Source organism: Nocardiopsis lambiniae, assembly GCF_031845465.1.
GTDB classification, from domain to species: domain Bacteria; phylum Actinomycetota; class Actinomycetes; order Streptosporangiales; family Streptosporangiaceae; genus Nocardiopsis; species Nocardiopsis lambiniae.
The window spans coordinates 22,501-42,564 of record NZ_JAVREP010000014.1 but is presented as its reverse complement, the minus strand read 5'-3'; the positions used below and the strand labels follow the sequence as shown (position 1 = coordinate 42,564).

20 protein-coding genes are annotated in these 20,064 nt (G+C 71.5%); 11 read left to right on the top strand and 9 right to left on the bottom strand.

Annotation, left to right across the window (positions count from 1 at the left end; genetic code table 11):
* Positions 1-24 precede the first annotated feature (24 nt).
* Positions 25-852 carry a helix-turn-helix domain-containing protein gene (locus RM479_RS19585; protein WP_311513170.1) on the top strand — a complete coding sequence of 276 codons (828 nt, stop codon included), beginning with the start codon at positions 25-27 and terminating at the stop codon, positions 850-852.
* On the opposite strand, the gene RM479_RS19580 is transcribed toward RM479_RS19585, so the two are convergent.
* Positions 827-1,291, bottom strand: a complete 465-nt coding sequence (locus tag RM479_RS19580) for a DUF2000 domain-containing protein (protein WP_311513169.1) — start codon at positions 1,289-1,291, stop codon at positions 827-829. The genes RM479_RS19585 and RM479_RS19580 overlap by 26 nt on opposite strands.
* A gap of 355 nt (positions 1,292-1,646) precedes the next feature.
* Between RM479_RS19580 and RM479_RS19575 the strand changes: the two genes are divergently transcribed.
* The 3 genes from RM479_RS19575 to RM479_RS19565 all read left to right on the top strand — a co-directional run bounded on the left by RM479_RS19575 (position 1,647) and on the right by RM479_RS19565 (position 5,651).
* Positions 1,647-2,078 carry a Fur family transcriptional regulator gene (locus RM479_RS19575; RefSeq protein WP_274808930.1) on the top strand — a complete coding sequence of 144 codons (432 nt, stop codon included), beginning with the start codon at positions 1,647-1,649 and terminating at the stop codon, positions 2,076-2,078.
* A 62-nt stretch (positions 2,079-2,140) separates the two neighbouring features.
* Positions 2,141-4,366: a catalase/peroxidase HPI gene (gene katG / locus RM479_RS19570; protein WP_311513168.1), complete on the top strand. Its 2,226-nt coding sequence runs from the start codon at positions 2,141-2,143 to the stop codon at positions 4,364-4,366.
* Positions 4,367-4,571: 205 nt separating this feature from the next.
* Positions 4,572-5,651, top strand: a complete 1,080-nt coding sequence (locus RM479_RS19565) for an RNA ligase (ATP) (protein ID WP_311513167.1) — start codon at positions 4,572-4,574, stop codon at positions 5,649-5,651.
* Between the two features lie 11 nt (positions 5,652-5,662).
* On the opposite strand, the gene RM479_RS19560 is transcribed toward RM479_RS19565, so the two are convergent.
* Together RM479_RS19560 and RM479_RS19555 are read right to left on the bottom strand one after the other, a co-directional pair.
* Positions 5,663-6,262 (bottom strand): DUF998 domain-containing protein, encoded by a 600-nt coding sequence (locus tag RM479_RS19560; protein WP_311513166.1) that lies wholly within the window; start codon positions 6,260-6,262, stop codon positions 5,663-5,665.
* A gap of 192 nt (positions 6,263-6,454) precedes the next feature.
* The gene (locus RM479_RS19555) at positions 6,455-7,423 is read right to left on the bottom strand and encodes a helix-turn-helix transcriptional regulator (RefSeq protein ID WP_311513165.1); all 969 of its coding nucleotides are present in this window, start codon (positions 7,421-7,423) and stop codon (positions 6,455-6,457) included.
* Between the two features lie 83 nt (positions 7,424-7,506).
* Here RM479_RS19555 and RM479_RS19550 point away from each other — a divergent pair, with 83 nt between their 5' ends.
* Positions 7,507-8,649 (top strand): epoxide hydrolase family protein, encoded by a 1,143-nt coding sequence (locus tag RM479_RS19550; protein ID WP_311513164.1) that lies wholly within the window; start codon positions 7,507-7,509, stop codon positions 8,647-8,649.
* Between the two features lie 111 nt (positions 8,650-8,760).
* Here the strand turns inward: RM479_RS19550 and sigJ are convergent, their stop codons facing one another.
* Together sigJ and RM479_RS19540 are read right to left on the bottom strand one after the other, a co-directional pair.
* Positions 8,761-9,696, bottom strand: a complete 936-nt coding sequence (gene sigJ, locus RM479_RS19545; RefSeq protein WP_311513163.1) for an RNA polymerase sigma factor SigJ — start codon at positions 9,694-9,696, stop codon at positions 8,761-8,763.
* A gap of 10 nt (positions 9,697-9,706) precedes the next feature.
* The gene (locus RM479_RS19540; protein WP_311513162.1) at positions 9,707-10,897 is read right to left on the bottom strand and encodes an NAD(P)/FAD-dependent oxidoreductase; all 1,191 of its coding nucleotides are present in this window, start codon (positions 10,895-10,897) and stop codon (positions 9,707-9,709) included.
* Between the two features lie 272 nt (positions 10,898-11,169).
* Between RM479_RS19540 and RM479_RS19535 the strand changes: the two genes are divergently transcribed.
* The 4 genes from RM479_RS19535 (at position 11,170) to RM479_RS19520 (ending at position 14,703) form a co-directional block, all read left to right on the top strand.
* Positions 11,170-11,691, top strand: coding sequence for a PadR family transcriptional regulator (locus tag RM479_RS19535; RefSeq protein ID WP_311513161.1), 522 nt, complete (start codon positions 11,170-11,172; stop codon positions 11,689-11,691).
* Positions 11,688-12,317, top strand: coding sequence for a GyrI-like domain-containing protein (locus RM479_RS19530; protein WP_311513160.1), 630 nt, complete (start codon positions 11,688-11,690; stop codon positions 12,315-12,317). Before RM479_RS19535 ends, RM479_RS19530 begins: the two co-directional genes overlap by 4 nt.
* Positions 12,318-12,856: 539 nt before the next feature.
* Positions 12,857-13,654: a class I SAM-dependent methyltransferase gene (locus RM479_RS19525; protein WP_311513159.1), complete on the top strand. Its 798-nt coding sequence runs from the start codon at positions 12,857-12,859 to the stop codon at positions 13,652-13,654.
* A gap of 5 nt (positions 13,655-13,659) precedes the next feature.
* Complete coding sequence (locus RM479_RS19520; protein WP_311513158.1) at positions 13,660-14,703, top strand: pyridoxal-phosphate dependent enzyme; 1,044 nt, start codon at positions 13,660-13,662, stop codon at positions 14,701-14,703.
* A gap of 124 nt (positions 14,704-14,827) precedes the next feature.
* Here the strand turns inward: RM479_RS19520 and RM479_RS19515 are convergent, their stop codons facing one another.
* The 4 genes from RM479_RS19515 to RM479_RS19500 form a co-directional block, all read right to left on the bottom strand.
* Positions 14,828-15,562, bottom strand: a complete 735-nt coding sequence (locus RM479_RS19515) for a CPBP family intramembrane glutamic endopeptidase (RefSeq protein WP_311513157.1) — start codon at positions 15,560-15,562, stop codon at positions 14,828-14,830.
* 79 nt (positions 15,563-15,641) lie between these two features.
* Positions 15,642-16,274, bottom strand: coding sequence for a GOLPH3/VPS74 family protein (locus tag RM479_RS19510; RefSeq protein WP_311513156.1), 633 nt, complete (start codon positions 16,272-16,274; stop codon positions 15,642-15,644).
* 141 nt (positions 16,275-16,415) lie between these two features.
* Positions 16,416-17,132: an ABC transporter permease gene (locus RM479_RS19505; protein ID WP_311513155.1), complete on the bottom strand. Its 717-nt coding sequence runs from the start codon at positions 17,130-17,132 to the stop codon at positions 16,416-16,418.
* A gap of 58 nt (positions 17,133-17,190) precedes the next feature.
* A complete protein-coding gene (locus RM479_RS19500; protein WP_311513154.1) occupies positions 17,191-18,075 on the bottom strand; it encodes an ABC transporter ATP-binding protein in 885 nt (294 codons plus the stop codon).
* 165 nt (positions 18,076-18,240) lie between these two features.
* Between RM479_RS19500 and RM479_RS19495 the strand changes: the two genes are divergently transcribed.
* Positions 18,241-19,353, top strand: a complete 1,113-nt coding sequence (locus RM479_RS19495; protein ID WP_311513153.1) for a sensor histidine kinase — start codon at positions 18,241-18,243, stop codon at positions 19,351-19,353.
* Positions 19,350-19,952, top strand: coding sequence for a response regulator transcription factor (locus RM479_RS19490; protein WP_311513152.1), 603 nt, complete (start codon positions 19,350-19,352; stop codon positions 19,950-19,952). Before RM479_RS19495 ends, RM479_RS19490 begins: the two co-directional genes overlap by 4 nt.
* The last annotated feature ends 112 nt before the right edge of the window (positions 19,953-20,064 follow it).

Here is a 20,064-nt window from a genome sequence, read left to right as displayed (position 1 = left end):
CGTCCACCGACGTACCCTGTGCCCATGGACGGACACGCCGACACCCTGGTCGTCAGACCGAACGTGCCGGGTGTCACCGAGGTCTTCCACACCCACATGCTCGGGCACGCCTACCCGATGCACACCCACGACACCTGGGCGCTGCTCATCATCGACGCCGGCCTGGTCCGCTACGACCTGGGCCGACACCGGCACGGCGCCCTGGAACGCACGGTCACCCTCCTGCCCCCGCACGTCCCGCACAACGGCACCCCCACCTCGGAGCAGGGGTTGCGCAAGCGCGTCCTCTACCTGGAACCGGGGCGGATCGGCGTCGACCTGGTGGGCCGCTCGGTCGACCACCCGACCATGGACGACGCGCTGCTGCGGCAGCGGATCCACGCCCTGCACCGGGCCGTCCTGGAACCGGGCGGCGAACTGGAGGCCGAGAGCCGCCTCGCGTTCATCACCGAACGCCTGCGCGGCCACCTGCGGGGGGACCCGGAGCCGCCACGGGTCGCCGACCGGTCGACGACGGCGGGCCGACTGCGCGACCTCCTCGACTCACGGGTGGTGGAGGGCCTCCCGCTCGAAGAGGCCGCCGCCGTGCTGCACGTCCACCCCGCCCATCTGGTCCGGTCCTTCAGCCGACGGTTCGGCATGCCTCCGCACCGCTACCTCGTCGGGCGCCGGGTGGACCTGGCCCGCGGCCTGCTCCGTGAGGGGCGGACACCGGCCGACGCGGCGACGGCCTCCGGCTTCCACGACCAGGCGCACCTCAACCGGCACTTCAAACGGATCCTCGGCATGCCCCCCGGGCACTACGCCCGGGCCCGCCGCGATCCGCTCAGGGGTGCATCCTGGCTCCCTTGAGGACCTTGGCCACGGCGTTCCTCGGCCCGTACACGGCGATCCCGGCCAGGTCCAGTGAGTCCCGGCCGACCGCCCGCACCGCCGCCCGGTTGTCCCGGTCGTTGCCGGTGGCGAACAGGTCGGAGGTGAACACGGCGACGGCCAGGTCCCGCGCGACGGCCTTGGAGTGCGTCCGGGTCAGGGTCTCCCCGTCCCCCTCGAACACCAGCACCGGCTGGCGGAACATCGGGAGGTAGAGGGTGTCGTCCCCGTCCCGGTAGGGGGCGCCCACGACCTCGGGGACGTGGGTGCCCAAGCCGCTGACGAGGAACGACGCCACATTGAGGCGCTGCCACACGGCGAGGTCGTCGCGGAGCAGGACGGCGATCGCGGTATCGAAGCGCACGGGTGCCTCGGCGGTCCCGGCGCCGACCCCGGTGGGATGTTCGGTGTTCTCCATGCGCCCATCGTCACGCGCGCACCGCCCGGCGGTCTTGTACGTTCCTCACCTCTCCCGGAGGAGGCCCCGGCCCGCGCCCGGAAGACGGTCGGGTCCGACCGCGTGAACGATGCCGCACACCGGCCCTTTTCCTCCGAGGCGTCGTCCGGACCCGCGGGTGAGGGGCGGCCCGCCACCGGCGCGCGCCCCGGCCCGGCGCGTCCCGGACGCCGCGACGACGCCACCGCCCCGCTCGTTCCCCCACGGCCGGAACCCCCTCGGTCCGGAACGGGGTTCCGGTCCGGCCCGGACCCCGGTTAAGGTTGATCGATCACATAACTTGACTTGTTCCAGAAAAGACGGCAGACTTCGAGGCATGCCAACCCCTTCGGATTTCGAGCGAATGCTGCGCGAGTCCGCTCTGCGGGTGACGAGTCCGCGGATGGCGGTACTCGCCGCCGTGCACGACAACCCGCACACGGACACGGAGTCGATCATCGACATCGTCCGCGGGCAGATCGGCACGGTGTCCGGCCAGGCCGTCTACGACGTGCTCAAGGCGTTGACCGGCGCGGGTCTGGTGCGGCGCATCCAGCCACAGGGCTCCGTGGCCCGTTACGAGACGCGGATCGGTGACAACCACCACCACGTCGTGTGCCGGACCTGCGGTGCCATAGCGGATGTCGACTGCGCCGTCGGCCACGCGCCGTGCCTCACCGCTTCCACCGACCACGGCTTCTCGATCGACGAGGCCGAGGTCGTCTATTGGGGACTGTGCCCCGACTGCTCCGGCAGCCACGGTTCCTGAATCGTTCCAGAGCCGCACCCGACTCACCGGGTCCAACTCTTCCCCGTTCCGGAAGGAAATCGATGTCCGAAAACAACGAGGTAGTCACTCCCACCCCGAACACGGAGGCCTCGGGAGGATGCCCCGTCGCGCACGACCGCGCTCCGCACCCCACCCAGGGCGGCGGCAACCGCGAGTGGTGGCCGAACCGGCTCAACCTGAAGATCCTGGCCAAGAACCCGGCCGTGGCGAACCCCCTCGGTGAGGGCTTCGACTACGCGGAGGCGTTCAAGGCGCTGGACCTGGACGCCGTGAAGGCGGACATCGCCGAGGTCCTCACCACCTCCCAGGACTGGTGGCCGGCCGACTTCGGGCACTACGGCCCGCTCGTCATCCGCATGTCCTGGCACAGCGCGGGCACCTACCGACTGTTCGACGGCCGCGGCGGCGGCAGCGCCGGCCAGCAGCGGTTCGCCCCGCTCAACAGCTGGCCGGACAACGCCAACCTCGACAAGGCCCGGCGCCTGCTGTGGCCGGTCAAGAAGAAGTACGGCCAGAACATCTCCTGGGCCGACCTCCTCATCCTCTCCGGCAACGTCGCGCTCGAATCCATGGGCTTCGAGACCTTCGGTTTCGGAGGCGGACGCGAGGACGTCTGGGAGGCCGACGAGGACGTCTACTGGGGTCCCGAGAGCACCTGGCTCGACGACAAGCGCTACAGCGGCGACCGTGAGCTGGAGAAGCCGCTGGCCGCCGTCCAGATGGGCCTCATCTACGTCAACCCCGAGGGCCCCAACGGCAACCCGGACCCGCTCGCGGCAGCCCACGACATCCGCGACACCTTCGGCCGCATGGGCATGAACGACGAGGAGACCGTCGCCCTCATCGCCGGCGGCCACACCTTCGGCAAGACCCACGGCGCGGCCCCCGACACCAACGTCGAGGCCGACCCGGAGGCCGCCGGCCTGGAGTCGCAGGGCCTGGGCTGGAAGAACAACCACGGCACCGGCAAGGGCGCCGACACCATCACCTCGGGCCTCGAAGTCACCTGGACGACCACGCCCGCCCAGTGGAGCCACGGCTTCTTCAAGAACCTCTTCGAGTTCGAGTACGAGCTCACCAAGAGCCCGGCCGGCGCCCACCAGTGGATCGCCAAGGACGCCGAGGAGATCATCCCCGACGCCCACGACCCGGCCAAGAAGCACAAGCCGACGATGCTCACGACCGACCTGTCGCTGCGCTTCGACCCGGTCTACGAGCAGATCTCGCGCCGCTTCTACGAGAACCCCGAGCAGTTCGCGGACGCGTTCGCCCGCGCCTGGTACAAGCTGACCCACCGCGACATGGGCCCGAAGACGCGCTACCTCGGCCCGGAGGTCCCGGAGGAGACGCTGATCTGGCAGGACCCGCTCCCCGAGCAGGAGGGCGAGGTCATCGGTGAGGCGGAGATCGCCGAGCTGAAGGCGAAGATCGCCGAGTCCGGCCTGGGCGTCTCCCAGCTCGTGTCCGCGGCGTGGGCCTCGGCCTCGACCTACCGCGACAGCGACAAGCGCGGCGGCGCCAACGGCGCCCGCGTCCGCCTGGAGCCGCAGATCGGCTGGGAGGTCAACAACCCGGCCGAACTGCGCAACGTCCTGGGCGTCCTCGAAGGCATCGCCGAGAAGTTCAACGCCTCCTCCGCGAAGAAGGTGTCGCTCGCCGACCTGATCGTGCTCGCCGGCGGTGTCGGTGTGGAGCAGGCCGCCAAGGCCGCAGGCCAGGACGTCGTCGTGCCCTTCACCCCGGGCCGTGTGGACGCCACCGTCGAGCAGACGGACGTCGAGGCGTTCACCTACCTCGAACCGGTCGCCGACGGCTTCCGCAACTACTACGGCGAGGGCAACCGCCTCCCGGCCGAGTACCTGCTCCTCGACAAGGCCAACCTGCTGGGCCTGAGCGCTCCGGAGACGACCGTCCTGGTCGGCGGCCTGCGTGCGCTGGGCGCCAACTACGACGGCTCCGGGGTCGGCGTCCTCACCGACCGGCCGGGCACCCTGACGAACGACTTCTTCGTCAACCTGCTCGACCTGGGTACCACCTGGACCCCGACCGGCGAGACCTCCGAGACGTCGCAGACGTTCGAGGCCAAGGACGAGTCCGGCGCGGTCAAGTGGACCGGCAGCCGTGTCGACCTGGTGTTCGGCTCCAACTCCGAGCTGCGCGCCCTGGCCGAGGTCTACGCCTCCGACGACGCGAAGGAGAAGTTCGTCGCGGACTTCGTCGCCGCGTGGACCAAGGTGATGGAGCTGGACCGCTTCGACCTGGTCTGATCCCCTCCCAGGGGGTGTGACACCCGTACCCGGAAGCCGGTCCGACCATGACGGTCGGGCCGGCTTCCGGCGTACCGCCCGGGGTACGGCCCCCGTGCCGCGCGGCGGAAAAGTCGTTGGCGGCCCGGACGCGCCCTCGGCCATAGTGGGCCGGGTCGTCGAAGCGCCGCCTCGGGCGCTTCCCCCACCGCACGAAGGAAGTGCCATGTCCACCCTTCGGGTCACCGCCGAGCGGCTCACGATCCACCCCCACCCCAACGCCGACGCGTTGGAGCTGGCGCAGGTCGGTCTCTTCCGCGCGGTCGTGGCCAAGGGCGCCTACCGCACCGGTGACCGGGCCCTCTACATCCCCGAGGGCGCGCTCCTGCCCGACGACCTCATCGACGAACTCGGCCTGACCGGAAAGCTCGCCGGCTCCCGTCGCGACCGGGTCAAGGCCATCCGGCTGCGCGGAGAGCTGTCCCAGGGCATCGTCTGCCGCCCCCGGGCGCTGGCCGACCGCGACCTGGCGGCGGCCCAGGAGGCCGGCACGGACTTCGCCGCCGAGCTCGGTGTCACCAAGTGGGTGCCCGAGGTCCCGCTGCACATGAGCGGTGAGATCGTCGGGGCCCCGGACCTGTTGCGGTGGATCGAGGTGGAGAACATCAAGCGCCACCCCGACGTCTTCGCGCCGGGGGAGCCGGTCGTGGCGACCGAGAAGATCCACGGCACGGCCTGCCTGTTCACGCTGGTCGCGGAGACGGGGGAGGAGCTGGTCTCGTCCAAGGGGCACGGGTCGCGCAACCTGGTGCTGGTCCGCGCGCAGGACAACCTGTACTGGCGCACGGTGACGGCCCACCGGGTCCCCGAGGCCGCGCGCAGGGTGGCCGAGCGCTTCGGCGCCGCCCGGGTGGGCGTGTTCGGCGAGGTGTTCGGCACCGGTGTGCAGGACCTGGGGTACGGCGAGAAGGGCCGCAGTGACCGACCCGGCTACGCGGTGTTCGACATCCGCCTGGACGTCGACGGCGCCGTGACCTGGGTCGACGCCGCGGACCTGCCCGGCCTCCTGAAGGAGGTGGGCCTGCCCGCGGTGCCCGAGCTCTACCACGGGCCCTACGACCGGACGGCGCTGTCGGCCGCGGCCCGGGGCGAGGAGACCTGGAGCGGTCGTGGCGAGCACCTGCGGGAGGGCCTCGTGGTCCGGCCCGCCCGCGAGCGCCACTCCGAGGTCCTGGGCGGGCGCGCGATCGCCAAGTTCGTCTCCGACGACTACCTCACCCGCAAGGGCGGCACGGAGTACGAGTGACCGTCCGGACGCTAGCGGGCCGCGTACGCGAACAGCAGGCCGAGCCAGAGCCAGCCGACGACGATCGTCGCGCGCTGGAGGAGGCCGGTGCGCGGGGAGTCCTTCTCCCAGGCCTGCCCGAACGCGAAGAACAAGGCGAGCGTGACGATCCCGGTCAGCCCGGAGTACCACTTCCACACGAGGTCGGGAACCGCGAACGCAGCGATGACCGCCGCGACCGGCAGTGAGAGGAAGACGACCGCCCCCGCCCGGTCGTGCAGCTCATGGCGCCCGGACACCTCCGTCGGAGTGCCGTCGGGGGTGCCCGGCGGGTAGCCCCGCATCGGGTCCATGGGGAACACGCCCGACGCGATCAGCGCCAGGCCGAAGACCCCGATGGCGAGGGCGAGCACCCCGCTGTCCAGGGCTCCGGCCACCGCGACCGCCCCGGCGGTGATCGCCGCGCCGCACAGGACGAAGTTCGCCGTCTGCAACCGGCCCCGCGGCCCCAGCGCCAACGCGCTGACCGGGTGTCGGACCGGGTGGTACCCGGGCCGGGTCCACCCGTCGATCGAGAAGACGACGACGAACGTCCAGGCGCCCAGGGCGCCCAGCCACAGCAGGGGGGTCATCGCGGCCTCCGAAGGCGTCGGGGGGTCGGTGGGGGTGGGGTCCCGCGCGCCACGAACATACCCACATCTCTCGTACGGCCGACGGGCCGGGGCCGCTCCGGAGGACGTCCGGTCGGACCTCGGCGCTGTCGCGCGTACCGTTCGGGCGGTCCGCCCGGCACGGCGGTACCGGGCCGCCCGGTGGCCCCGGCATCACGGCTCCGAGCCCGCCACCGATCGCGCGTACCGCTCGGAGAGCGCGTGCAACAGCGGCACCAGTTCGGCCGGCGACTCCACGGTGAAGTCCATGCCGAGCATGCCCGCGTACACGGCGATGGTGTCGAGGCTGTCGGCACCGGTGACGAGCACCGAACTCGCCTCATCGATCGGCTCGACCACCCCGACCGCCGGATTGATACGGGCGAGCACCTCGTCGGCGGGCGCGTCGACGTGCAACCTCGCGTGCGCCTTCCAGCCGTGCGCCGCGATCGTGCGCATGGCGAAGGCCGTGTGATCGCCACCGGGCGGGGGGACCGGCTCGAAACGCCGCCCGGTCCGCATCCGCGGCGTCATGCGGTCGACGCGGTAGGTGCCCCACCCGCCGTCGTGCGGGTCGCGCGCGACAAGGTACCAGCGGCGCTGCCAGCTGAGCAGCCGATACGGTTCGACGAGCCGCGGCACGTCCTCGCCCTCGTGGTCGAAGCGCAGCCACTCGACGTCGCGAACGGCGGTCGCCACCGTCCGCAGCACGGACGCGTCGACCTCGGGGTCGGGTGCGTCGGTGTCGGTGTTCTCGGGCGCGCGCTCGATCGTGCCGTGCAGCGCCTCCACGGTCGGACGCAGACGTCCGGGCAGCACCTGTTCGAGCTTGGCGAGCGCACGGCCACCCGCCTCGGCCACACCGGAGACCCCCGACGCGACGCGGAGCCCCACGGCCACGGCGACGGCCTCCTCGTCGTCCAGCAGCAGCGGCGGCATCCTGCCGCCCGCCCCGAGCCGGTACCCGCCCGCGGACCCCCGGGTCGCGTCCACCGGGTAGCCGAGTTCTCGGAGCCGTTCGACGTCGTTGCGGATGGTGCGTCCGCTGACCCCCAGGCGTTCGGCGAGTTCGCGACCCGGCCAGTCGGGTCGCGACTGCAACAGGGACAGCAGGGACAGGAGCCTGGCGGCGGCATCGGGCACCCGGGCGCCCCTTTCGAACTCTTCCGAACTCACGCGATCCATGAGGAACGATATCTTCCTAATGGAACCCTACAGTCGAAGACATGACGAACAGCGACGCTTCCACCGAGATCCGCCCCTTCACCGTCACCGTCCTGGACGCCGAACTCGACGACCTCCGCGAGCGCCTCGCCCGCACCCGCCTGCCCCAGCCCTCCCCGATCGACGGCTGGGAGGCCGGGACCCCCGACTCCTACCTGCGCGAGGCGGTCACCGCCTGGCTCGACTTCGACTGGCGCGCGGCCGAGGCGCGCATCAACTCCGTACCGCACTTCACGACCGGGATCGACGGACAGACGATCCACTTCATGCACGTGCGCTCGCCCCACCCCGAGGCCACGCCGCTGCTGCTCGCGCACACCTACCCGGGTTCCTCGGTCGACCACCTCGACCTCATCGACGCGCTCATCGACCCGGTCGCCCACGGCGGTCGCGCCGAGGACGCCTTCCACCTCGTGATCCCGGACGCCCCCGGATACGGCTTCTCCCAGCCGCTCACCGCCGGCTGGACCACCTCCCGCGTCGCCGCCGCCTACGACACCCTGATGCGCCGACTCGGCTACGAGTCCTACGGTGTGCACGGTTCCGACAACGGCGCGATGGTCGCCCGCGAACTCGGCCTGTCGAACCCCGAGGGCTTCCTCGGCCTGCACGTCCTCCAGCTCTTCTCGTTCCCCTCGGGCGACCCCGCCGAGTTCGAGCGCCTGGAGCCGCGGGACCACGCCGGCCTGGCGCACATGCGGTGGTTCCAGTCCGTGGGCGGCTACAACACCATGAACGCCTCCCGCCCCCAGACCGTCGCGGTCGGCCTCAGCGACTCTCCGGTGGGGCTGCTCGCCTACAGCGAGCTGTTCAACTCCTTCGGCAACGGCACCTCGCTCGTGCCCCTGGAGAAGATCCTCCTGGAGGTGAGCGTGAACTGGTTCGCGAACGCCGCCTCCGGCATGGGCCACGGCTACTTCGAGAACGCGCGGGCCCAGGAGGAGCCGCAGGTGAACCACGCGCCCACCGGGGTCGCCGTCTTCGCCGACGACTTCCAGACCATCCGGGTCTTCGCCGAACGCGACAACACGAACATCGTCCACTGGAACCGCTTCGAGAAGGGGGGACACTTCGCCGCCCTGGAGGTCCCCGAGGTCGTCGTCGGCGACATCCGCGCCTTCTTCGCCACGCTCCGTACCCTCTGATCCCGATACCCGGAGCGGGCCCGGCCACGGCCGGGCCCGCCCCCGGCGCGTGCGTCCGCCAGGGACCGGTCGCGCTCCGGCGCTGTCACCGAAGGCGAAGGGTCCGTGCCCTCACCACGCTTCGATGAGGGGGGCGTCGTGCTCCCGCCGACGCCACTCCTGCGTGAGGCGGCCGAGACGGTGCGGGGCGGCGATGCCGCGCACGGCCGCGATCCTGCCGTCGCGCACGTCCAGGACCACCGTGCCCAGCACCCGCTCCTCGAACACGGCGATCACGGCGGGGGACCCGTTGACCAGGCCGGCGTGGATCGAGGGGGACCCGCCGATCAGCCTCCGCTTCGCCGGAGTCGACGTGAAACCGGCCCGCGCGACGACGGCGATCCGCTCGGGGGTCGAGTACCACAACGGTTTCCGGGCCAGCCCGGCGCCGTCGGTGATCGCTATCGCGTCGTCGGCCAGCAAGGCCACCAGCCGTTCGGTGCGACCCGAGGAGGCGGCGTCGACGAACGCCTCGACGATGCGGCGGGCGGTGACACGATCGACCTCGTCGCGCTTGCGCTCGGCGGCGACCCGGCGCCGGGCCCGGTGGGCGTGCTGTTGGCTCGCGGACTCGGTGATGTCGAGGATCCCGGCGATCTCGGCGTGGCTGTAGGAGAAGGCCTCGCGCAGCACGTAGACGGCCCGCTCGACCGGCGAGAGGCGTTCCATGAGCATCAGCATCGCCAGGGTGACCGATTCACGTTGCTCGACGGTGTCGGCCGGGCCCAGCATCGGGTCGCCGTCGAGGAGGGGCTCGGGCAGCCAGGCGCCGACCGCGCGTTCGCGTCGCGTCCTCGCCGAGCGGAGCCGGTCGAGGGACAGGTTGGTGACCACCGTGGTCAGCCACGCCTCGGGCACCTCGATGCGGCCCCGGTCGGCGGACTGCCAGCGCAGGAACGCGTCCTGCACGGCGTCCTCGGCGTCGGCGGCCGAGCCGAGGAGACGGTAGGCGAGCGAGGCCAACCGGCCCCGGTTGGCCTCGAACAGCTCCACGGCGACGGCGTCCATGAGGGCCACGTTAGTCGGCGACCGCCTCGGTCGAGCGGACGGGCGCGGCGGCCAGGCGGTACCTGCGGGTCGGCAGCCCGTAGGTCGGGTTCCTCATGTTCCACGCGGTGCCCCGGAGCACGAACGCCTTGACGAACGCGGCCGTCCGGCCGCGCAGGGACCAGGGCCTCGATCGCGCCTCGCCGTCGACCACCTGGAAGATCCCGTCCCCGCGCCCGAGGCTGACGCAGTTGCCGAAGTACGCCAGCGGCCTCTCCGGGATCCCGCGGCCGGTCAGGTCCCCCACGATCGCCGCCGTGGCCTGCATCCCGGTGAACCCCGCCGAAGCGCAGGACATCGGCAGCGTCCGCCCGTTGTCGCCGATGACGTGGACACCGTCACCGGCGGCGTAGACCTCCGGGTGCGAGACCGACCGCATCATGCGGTCGACCGTGATCCGGCCGTCGTCCTCGACGTGGAGTCCGCCGTCGCCGGCGATGGGGTGGGCGGCGAAACCGGCCGCCCATACGACCGCGTCGGCGGCCAGGGAGGCGCCGTCGGCGGCGATGGCGCCGGTCGCCTCGACCCGTGTGACGGTGGTGTTCTCGTGGACGTCGACGCCGAACCGCTCGAAGGCGCGCATCAGGTGGCGGCGGGCCTTCGAGCCCATCCAGCCGCCCGGTTCGCCGCTGGTGGCGAGGGCCACCCGTAGCCCGGGGCGGGATTCGGCGATCTCGGTGGCGACCTCGATCGCGGTCAGGTTGCCGCCGACGACCAGCACCGTCCCGTTCTCGCCCAGCTCCTCCAGACGCCGCCGCAGGCGCAGCGCCGAGGGCCGGTCCGCGACGTGGAAGCCGTGCTCGCGCACACCCGGGACCCCGTGGTCCGCGGCGGTGCTGCCGAGCGCGTAGAGGAGGGTGTCGTATGCCAGCCGGTCGGTGTCCTCGCCGTCGGTCACGGTGACGGTCCGCCGGTCGGCGTCGATGGCGGTGACACGTGCCGACCGCAGCCGGATCCCCGTTCCCGCGAACATCTCCGCCAGCCCGTGTCGGCGCGGTTCCCGGCCGGTGGCGAGCTGATGCAGGCGCATCCGCTCGACGAAGTCGGGCTCGGCGTTGACGACGGTGATCTCGACGTCGGAGGGATGGAGACGACGCGCGAGGCGTCCGGCGGAGGAGGCACCCGCGTATCCGGCTCCGAGGACGATGATGCGGTGTCGCATGTTCTTCTCCCTGTCTGTTCGCTCGCCCCCTGAACGAGACGGTGTCCGGATCCCTGACAGGGCGTGAATGTGATCTGGGTCACCTTCGGGTGTCGGTTTCGGGTGGGTCCCCGGTGGGTCGCCCTCTCGGGTCGCGGCGTGTTCCGCGCGCGGGGGGCTCCGTGGCCGGCGGGCGCAGTGGATCCGGTGCGGCCCGAGCCCCGTGGTCCCGCCCCGACGTGACCGCTCGGGGCGTGTCCCCCGGCGTCATATTCTAGTGCTAGAATAGCGTCATGCAGCTGACACCCGCCGAACTCACCCTCCTGGGCCTGGTCATCGAACACCCCCGGCACGGTTACGACCTGGAACAGGTCATAGAGCGACGCGGCATCCGCCAGTGGACGGACATCGGGTTCTCCTCGATCTACTACCTGCTCACCAAGTTGGAGAAGCGGGGCCTGGTCCACGTCCCGGAGGCCGCCGGCGGGGCGAAGTCCCGCCGGGTGTTCCACGCCACCCCCGAAGGAAGGCGGGTCGCCGAGCGCGGTGCGCTCGCCCTCATCGAGGAGCCGCGGCCGGTCCCGCACCCGCTGCTGGTGGGCATCGCCAACCTGCCGCTGCTCTCCGAGGAGGAGTACGTCGGTGCCCTGCGCGTCAGGCTGGCCCGGGTGGAGGAGCGCATCGCCGTGATCCGGGAGGCCGAACGCGCGCAGGCGCCCCTGGAGACGGCGGCGCGTGAGGTGTTCTCGTATTCGCTGAGCCTCTTGGAGGCGGAAAGGTCGTGGCTCGCAGTCCGAGCCCGGGTGCCCGAATGACCGAGAAGATCGATTTCAAGAAGACCCTCGACGCCTATCAGGCGAAACAGGGCCTGTTCCGGATCGTGGAGGTCCCGAAGCTGCGGTACCTCATGATCGACGGCCACGGGGATCCCAACACCCCCGCCTTCGCCGAGGCGATCGAGACGCTCTACCCGGTGGCCTACAAGCTCAAGTTCGCCGGCAAGCGGGAACTCGGACGCGACCACGTCGTCATGCCACTGGAAGCCCTGTGGTGGGCCGAGGACATGGACGCCTTCACGGCGGCGCGCGACAAGTCGCTATGGGACTGGACGCTGATGATCATGGTCCCGGACTGGGCCGACCAGGACATGTTCGCCGCGGCCGTCGAGAGCGCCGGGGCGAAGAACCGGCCCGCGCGCCTGGACGACCTCCGGTTGGAGTCGCTGTCCGAGGGCCGTTGCGCGCAGACGTTGCACGTCGGCTCGTTCGACGACGAGGCGGATGTGCTCACGCGGATGCACCACGCGTTCATCCCGGACCACGGGCTGAGCATGACCGGCAAACACCACGAGATCTACCTCAGTGACTTCCGCAAGGTCGCCCCGGAGAAACTGCGCACCATCCTCAGACAGCCGGTCCGCACCGCCACCCCGGGCGGCTGACACGGGCCGTGGGTCTCGGGCGGCCCGGGCCGCCCGAGACCCACGCGCGCTCCTCCACTCCGTCGACGCGTCACCAGGGAGAGGAGGGTCCTCCGGGCGGAGGTGGACGATGACGCGCCTTCGGCGGCGATGCCCGCGACGTTCCCGTCCCGGTGTCCAGTCGGGCCACCACAGCCGCGCGGTCGTCACCGGTGGCCGGCGCGGCACCATCGGGGCGAACGCCGTGGACCGTCGCACGGCGGATCGCGGGCCTTCGGGGCCGGGGCCGACCCCGGGGAGCACCCCGTCCGGAGGGGTTTCGGGAAACGGGGAGGCAGGGTCGACATCGCCCCTGGCAGCCGGTCGTGAGTAGCGGACGGTGCCGGTGTGGTGACCATGTGTGTATTCACCGCCTGCGTTCCGTGTGCTAATACTGATAATCGTTTTCATCAAGTCATCGCCCATCGCCCTCGGCGCGGGTGTCGGCGGGATGGGCAGTGCGAACGCGGGGCGCGTCGGATCACGGGCGGCCTCGGTGATCGACCGAAGGGAAAACGACCGTGCATTCACCGTCCTCTCCGGCCCACAGGACCGGCACACCGGTCCGACCGGGCGCCGCCACCGGCTGGGAGCTGCACGGATTGCTGCCACAGACGCTGTCCGCCGAGGAGATCCGGGCGATCAACAACCCCGGCCGGGCCATCCACGAGCACCGCGCCTACACCTGGAACGGCTGGCACTTCGACCTGCCTCCGGGTGTGTTCCACCCGGGTGAGACCAGCCGGCTGGTGCACACCCGGTTGCTCGACGGGACGCTGCCGGTCGCCGGTCTGCGCTACGCCGCCATGGGTGCGGGCCTGGGCGTGGAGGCCGTGGTGGCCGGAGTCCGTGGCGCGAGCGTCGTCTACGCGCTGGACGTGCATCCGGAGAGCGTGCGCACCACCACCCGGCACTACGAGCGGATCGTCGGCGCGGACGGTCCACCGCTGGTCCCACTCGTGACCGACGTGTGGGAGGGATTCCCCGGCGGGGAGCAGGTGGACGTCGTCACGTTCAACCCGCCGGCCATCGAACTGCCACTGTCGGACGATCCGGAGATCGTGCGCAACCTGTGCCTGGGGCGTGACATCGCGACCCGGTTCTTCGACCAGTTGGTGGCCCGGGACCTGCTCGCCGCCGGCGGGGTGGTGTACCTGATCCTGTCGAACACCGCACCGCTGCGCGACATCGTGGCGCTGGGCCTGCGGGCCGGGTTCGACGCCGAGGTCGTGCACGTCGAGGACTGGCCCGGCGATGACGTGCAGACCTATCTGTTCGCCCTGCGCCGCCCGGGCGGTCGTCCCGGTGGGGAGGACTGAGCACCGTGCACGAGCACTACGCGGACGCCATCGCGGACCCCGATTGCATCCGGCTCGCCCCCGACCTGGTCTGCCTGCGGTTCGAGGTGATGAAGGTGCGCTCGGCCTTGGGCGCCGTGCGTCATCTGCTGGACACGGGGGCGGTGCGCCCCGGCGACACACTGGTGGACAGCTCCAGCGGCATCTACGCACTGGCCCTCGCGCTGGCCTGCCACCGGTACGGGATGCGCTGCCACATCGTGGGTTCCAGCACGGTGGACGAGACGTTGCGGGTACAGCTGGAGGTCCTGGGCGCGACCCTCGAACAGATGCCGCCGTCGGACGACCTGATGCTGGACCAGAACCGGCGGGTCGAGCGGGTCGGGAGGCTGCTGCTGGAGAACCCCGGATTCCACTGGATGCGCCAGTACCATGACGCGATCCACTACGTCGGTTACCGCGAGGTGGCCGAACAGCTCGACCGAGAGGTGCCGACCGGGCCGCTGACCATCGTCAGCGGTGTGGGCACCGGCTCCTCGACCGGCGCCCTGGGCTGCTACCTGCGGGCGGCGGGACGGGACGTGGAGCTGGTCGGCATCCAGCCCTTCGGCAGCGTCACCTTCAATGCCGAGCACACCGCCGACCCCGACATGATCATCGCCGGTATCGGCAGCTCGATCGAGTTCCGCAACGTGCGCCACGAACTGTACGACCGGATCCACTGGGTCTCGTTCGAGTACGCGCGGGCAGGCGCGGTGGCACTGCTGAGGGACAGCGGCGTGTTCGCCGGGCTGTCCGCCGGAGCGGCCTACCTGGCCGCCGGGTGGGAGGGCGGGCGCACGGCGGGGCGCACCGTGGTGTTCCTCGCTCCGGACACGGGTCACCGCTACGTCCGCGCGGCCTTCGCGGCGCACGCGCACGTTCCCGGCATCGCCGATCTGTCACCGCACGAGGTGGCCGACAGCGACGGGATCGCGCTGCCCTGGTCGGTCGCCGACCGCAAGGCCCTGTCCGCCTCGTGGCGGGACCCCGTACCGGTGGCCGCCCGCGCACCGAGCGGATCCCTCTGACCCACCGGCACCGGACGCCGCCGCGGCACCCCTCCCCGCGGCCTCGCCCGTTCGTCGGTCACGCCGACGCCCCGGGGGCGGGTCCCACCGGCCCGCCTCCGCCGGGTCGGCGTCCGTCGGTGGGTCAGGCCGGGCCGGTGAATCCGGTGAAGAGCACCAGCAGGGGCAGGGCGAGGTTGTTGACGGAGTGGACGGCCACCGCGGGCCAGACCGAACCGCTGCGGCGCATCACCTCGGCGGCGATGACGCCCACCACGAACGCGGCGGGCAGGATGATGTTGACGCCGTGGAAGACGGCGAAGATCGCCGAGCCGCCGAGGACCCCGACGACCGGCCCGTAGCGCAACAAGGCGTTGGTGACGACACCGCGGAAGAGGAACTCCTCGCCGATGGGGGTCAGCACGGCCAGGAACAGGATGGTCAGGACCAGGGCGAGCCCGCCTCCGCCGGCCGCGTCGTAGTACATGCCCTGGGGGTCCTCGTCGAATCCGGTCAGCGCGGTGATGGCGAGGATCACGGCGCCCTTCACGACGAGCGCGATCACGCCCCACCCCGCGCCGATGAGCATCCAGCGCCACGTGGTGCGACGAATTCCGAAGGCGCCGAGCGAGCGGACGCGCACCGCCCAGGCCGCGGCGAAGCCGACGAGCCCGGCGATGCCCGACCAGGCGGCCGTGATGAGCCCGAACGTCACCGGGTCCGGGTCCAGGGGGCCGGCCGGCCCGAGGGGGACGAGCGCGACCACGGTGATCGACAGTGCGAGCAGGCCGACCACGATCTCGGTCCACCCCGGTCGCACCGGGGAGGCGTCGCCGACGGCGTCGTGGTTCTGCGGACGGGCGGGGTGATCCGTGGACATGACGGTGGACTCCCTGTTCTCTGGATCTCGTCGATCGCCCCGCCGGGATCCGGCGTGGCGTGGTGTCGGGTCGGTACGGCTAGGAGGTGCCGGCCCTGCGGTTCACGACCGCCGTGAGGATCGCGTTGAGCATCCCGGGGACCTCGGCCTCGAAACGTTCGCGGAGCGCCTTGACCTCGGCCCGGTGCCGCTGACGCTCCGCCGGCGTGAACACCGTCCAGACGTCCCCCTCGACCGCGATCGCGGCCAGAGCCGCGTCCTCGATGGGGACCGAGGCCGCCTCACGGCCCGCGAGGACCGCGTCGCGCGTGCGCTCGCGCAGCAGACGGACCCGTTCGGGGTGGTCGAGGGTGACCTTGCGGGAGGGGAAGATCCCCAGCACCCGGCCTCGGACCACGGTGATCGACCCGTTCGCGAGGAGCTGCTCGCGAACGGTCGTCTCGGCCTTCCACTCCCGGTCCGGGACGGCGTTGATCCAATGGCCCGGTTCGTTCGGGGACAGACCGGACAGCACGTCGGCCAGGAACGGGTCGTCCGGCGTTCGGCCGGTGCGCTCGGCCCTGCCGCCGTTGTCGCGGAGCAGGCCGCCGATGATCAGCTCGGTCAGCGCCGCGGCGCGCAGCAGGTGCCCCCGGTAGGGGGTGCTGACGGGGTCGAACCGGTTCCCGTCGATGTCGTAGCTGAGCAGGTAGAGCCGTTGTGGCAGGGTCATGTCCATGGTGCCCCTCTCGGGTTCCTCGGGATCCGTTCCGTGTGGAGCACGCCCTCGGCCCGGGCGTCCGCCGACTCGCGTCGATACTTCCGTGTCCGCACCGCGCTCACCCGAACGTCCACGGGCGTGTCGCCGAGGCCGTCAGCGGCGGGGCTCCCACCGGAAGATCCGGGCGGCCAGGCCGACGGCGACGACGACCCAGGCCAGGGTGGGCGCCAGCAGGAACAGGGAGTCCGCGACCGGGGCGCCGCCGTCCCAGGCGTCGACGACCAGCTCCGCCGCCGCCCCGCCGGGGAGCAGCCGCTTGAGCAGGGTGAGCTCCTCGGTTCCGGTGAACCCCACCCAGCCGGACACGACGAGCACGCCGAGAAGGACGGGCAGGGTGGTCACCTGGGCGTGTTCGGGCGAGTTGGTCACCCCGGCCGTGGCCAGCGCCAGGCCGAGCATCATGACGACCGTCGCGAGTGTGGCCGCCACCAGGAGCAGGAGGTCGGCCGGCGGTTCGGCGACGATCGACAGCACGGTCAGGACCACGGCCACCTGGACGACCGTGATGGCGGTGACCGGGAGCAGCAGCCCGGTGAGGATGCGCGCGTCGTCCACCGCGGTCGAGCGCAGCCGCTTGAGGAAGAGGTTCTGGCGGCGGGAGGCGAGCGTGGTCACCGCTGTGGTGTAGAGCCCCATCACCACTACGAGGAACATCAGTACAGCGGCCACCGTGCCGACGGCCAGCCCGGGGATGCGATCGTGCAGGTAGATGTAGAACGCACTGGCCGCCGCGGGCATGACGAGCATGGTGACCAGTACCAGCCGGTTACGGAAGATCTGGATCAGCTCACCGTGAGCGATCGCGAGCATGGCGAAGGTCCCTTTTCCTGGAGGTTTCGAAAGAGCGGGCGATGAGGGGCCGCGCGGCCTACTCCTCGCCGATGGCGCGGAAGACGTCGTCGAGCCGGGTCGGTCCGGCCTGGAGGTCCCGCAGCTCCACCGCGTGGTCCCGCGCCCAGTCCAGGAGGACGTGCAGGTCCTTCTGGAGACCGGGGGTCTCGATGAGGAACCTGCCCTCGCCCTCGCCCACGGCCGGCGGTGGCGGCTCGGGCGCGGAGAGCGGGAGGGAGAAGCGGATGGTGGCGGGCAGCGTCCGCGTGAGTTCGGAGACGGTCCCCTCCCGGTGGAACACCCCCTGGTGCATGAGCCCGATACGGTCGGCGCGCTGCTGGGCCTCCTCCAGGTAGTGCGTGGTGAGCACGACGGTGGAGCCGTCCTCGCGCAGCCGGTCCACGGCGTCCCACAGGTCGTCCCGGGACTGGATGTCCAGACCGGTGGTGGGCTCGTCCAGGAAGATCAGCTCCGGCGTCCCGTACACGGCGGTGGCGAAGTCCAGCCGCCGCTTCTCTCCGCCGGAGAGCCGGGACACCCTGGTGTCGGCCTTGTGTTCGAGGCCGACGACGCCGAGCAGGCGCTCGACCCGGTCGGTGCGCCGGGTGAGCCCCCCGACCAGCCGGATCGACTCCCGCACCGTCAGGTCCGGGGAGAAACCGCTCTCCTGGAGCATGATCCCCGTCCGGGGCCGCACGGACCCGCGGTCGCGCGGGTCGCGTCCGAAGACCCGCACCGTGCCGGACGTGGCGGGGCGGTGGCCCTCGACGGTCTCCAGGGTCGAGGTCTTGCCCGCCCCGTTCGTGCCGAGCAGGGCGTACAACTCCCCGCGCCTTACCTGGAAGGACAGGTCCTTCACGGCGTGGAAATCGCCGTATCTCACATTCAGACGTTCGACGTCGATGACCGGTGTAGAGGACATGGCACCATTCCAGCCGTCGGCGCTCCCGTCCGGCAGTGCGGTCACGTCACCACTCCGCCATGACTTTTCCCCGTGTGAGGTCATGACGTGGCGTCACTGGTGGCGCGGCGAAGCTGGGAGAATCCTGGGACGGACCCCGCAGCCCGACACCGGAGGGCCCCATCCGTGCGCGAATCCGCCCAGGTCAAGCAAGAGCTCCTGCGCAGTCTCACCCTCAACCTCGTGTCCGCTGCGCTCTCCGCCGTGGGCGCGCTCCTGATCGCGAACAACGCCCAGAGCTGGGAACAGTCCGCCGTCCTGGCGCTGGGTCTGGTGGCCGCCCTGGTGTCCGTCTCCGGGTGGGCCGTGGGGAACCTCTCCGGTGTGGCGCTCTCCTGCCTGGCCGTCGCCGTGGCCGTGTGGACCGTCGGAGTGCTGGTGATGGACGAGACGTCCGCCTCCTACGGCCTCTCCGTGGTGGGCACCATCGTCGTCCTCCGGCTGCCGCGCCACCGCCGGGCGGCGGCTCTGGGGCTGGTCGCCTTCGCCGTCGCCGTGGTCGCGGTGCGGCTGTCGATGGAGTCGCAGGACCTTCTCGGGGTGCTGGGCCGGTACGCCGTCGGCTCCACGAGCGTCGCAGTGACGGGATTCGCCCTCACCTTCCTCGGCCACCTGGTCTCCGGCCTCGTCACGGAGCTGGAGGAGTCGCGGGAACGCGAGGCCGAGCTGGCCGTGGCCCGCGAACGCGTGCGTTTCGCCGGTGACCTGCACGACATCCAGGGCCACACCCTGCACGTGGTGAAGCTCAAGGTCGCGCTCGCCCGGAAGCTGCTGCACGCCGACATCGAGCGGGTGGAGCGGGAACTGGGCGAGGTGCACGCCCTGGTCGGCGACACCATCGCCCAGACCAAGGAACTGGCCCACGCGCAGCGGCGGCTCAACCTGTCCGCGGAGCTGGAGAACGCCAAGAACCTCTTCGAGGCCGCGGGCATCGACGTTCGCGTCGACCGCGAGGCCGAGGTCGACGCCCGCGCGGCCGAGTTCCTCGGCCAGGTCCTGCGGGAGACGACGACCAACATCCTGCGGCACGCCCAGGCCGAGCGGGTGCGGATCACCCTCTCCAGGGCGGGCATCATCATCGACAACGACGGCGCGCCGGACAACGGACCGCCCGAACTCCGGGGACTCTCCACCCTCCGGGAACGCCTGGAACGCGACGGCGGCACACTGACGGTGGAGCAGAAGGACGGGCGGTTCCTGACCGCCGCGACATTGCCGCAGCGGAAGGACGACCGATGACCACCGTGGTGCTCGCCGACGACGAGGCACTCCTCCGCAAGGCGCTGGCCTCGTTGCTCCCCCTGGAGGGCGACATCACCGTGCTCGCCGAGGCCGAGGACGGTGAGCGGGCCGTGGCGGCCACCCTGCGCCACCGCCCCGACGTGCTCGTCATCGATCTGGAGATGCCCGGCGTGGACGGACTCGGCGCCGTCGCGGAGATCCGCCGTGAACTGCCGGACCAGGTGATCCTGATGCTGACCCGCCACGCCCGGCCCGGCGTGCTCCGCAAGGCGCTCAGACTCGGTGTCCAGGGATTCGTCACCAAGTCGGCGGAACCGTCGCACATCGCCTCCGTCGTCGCGACCCTGCACCAGGGCAGGCGGTGGGTCGATCCCGACGTGTCCGCGCTCGCCGTCATCGACGACTGCCCGCTCACCGACCGGGAGGTCGACGTCCTGCGGGAGACCGGCGAGGGGTACTCCGTCGCGGAGATCTCCGGTCGTCTCCACCTGGCGGAGGGCACGGTGCGCAACTACCTGTCCAACGCGATGCAGAAGACCCAGACCCGCACCCGGCACGAGGCGGCGCGGTACGCACGCGAGCACGACTGGCTGTAGGGGGCCCGGCCGGCCCCGGCGGGTGCGGTTCGTGCCCCGGTGCGGTCGGCGGCCCCGGTGCGGTCGGCGGATTCCCACGGCCATCGCGATGCGCCGAGTCGGTCGGCCGTCA

What these genes read in the sequence shown, in the direction of transcription:
- RM479_RS19585 (WP_311513170.1), top strand. Translation starts at nt 25, where the DNA reads ATGGACGGACACGCCGACACCCTGGTCGTCAGACCGAACGTGCCGGGT.
- RM479_RS19580 (WP_311513169.1), bottom strand. Translation starts at nt 1,291, where the DNA reads ATGGAGAACACCGAACATCCCACCGGGGTCGGCGCCGGGACCGCCGAG.
- RM479_RS19575 (WP_274808930.1), top strand. Translation starts at nt 1,647, where the DNA reads ATGCCAACCCCTTCGGATTTCGAGCGAATGCTGCGCGAGTCCGCTCTG.
- katG (WP_311513168.1), top strand. Translation starts at nt 2,141, where the DNA reads ATGTCCGAAAACAACGAGGTAGTCACTCCCACCCCGAACACGGAGGCC.
- RM479_RS19565 (WP_311513167.1), top strand. Translation starts at nt 4,572, where the DNA reads ATGTCCACCCTTCGGGTCACCGCCGAGCGGCTCACGATCCACCCCCAC.
- RM479_RS19560 (WP_311513166.1), bottom strand. Translation starts at nt 6,262, where the DNA reads ATGACCCCCCTGCTGTGGCTGGGCGCCCTGGGCGCCTGGACGTTCGTC.
- RM479_RS19550 (WP_311513164.1), top strand. Translation starts at nt 7,507, where the DNA reads ATGACGAACAGCGACGCTTCCACCGAGATCCGCCCCTTCACCGTCACC.
- sigJ (WP_311513163.1), bottom strand. Translation starts at nt 9,696, where the DNA reads ATGGACGCCGTCGCCGTGGAGCTGTTCGAGGCCAACCGGGGCCGGTTG.
- RM479_RS19540 (WP_311513162.1), bottom strand. Translation starts at nt 10,897, where the DNA reads ATGCGACACCGCATCATCGTCCTCGGAGCCGGATACGCGGGTGCCTCC.
- RM479_RS19535 (WP_311513161.1), top strand. Translation starts at nt 11,170, where the DNA reads ATGCAGCTGACACCCGCCGAACTCACCCTCCTGGGCCTGGTCATCGAA.
- RM479_RS19530 (WP_311513160.1), top strand. Translation starts at nt 11,688, where the DNA reads ATGACCGAGAAGATCGATTTCAAGAAGACCCTCGACGCCTATCAGGCG.
- RM479_RS19515 (WP_311513157.1), bottom strand. Translation starts at nt 15,562, where the DNA reads ATGTCCACGGATCACCCCGCCCGTCCGCAGAACCACGACGCCGTCGGC.
- RM479_RS19510 (WP_311513156.1), bottom strand. Translation starts at nt 16,274, where the DNA reads ATGACCCTGCCACAACGGCTCTACCTGCTCAGCTACGACATCGACGGG.
- RM479_RS19505 (WP_311513155.1), bottom strand. Translation starts at nt 17,132, where the DNA reads ATGCTCGCGATCGCTCACGGTGAGCTGATCCAGATCTTCCGTAACCGG.
- RM479_RS19500 (WP_311513154.1), bottom strand. Translation starts at nt 18,075, where the DNA reads ATGTCCTCTACACCGGTCATCGACGTCGAACGTCTGAATGTGAGATAC.
- RM479_RS19490 (WP_311513152.1), top strand. Translation starts at nt 19,350, where the DNA reads ATGACCACCGTGGTGCTCGCCGACGACGAGGCACTCCTCCGCAAGGCG.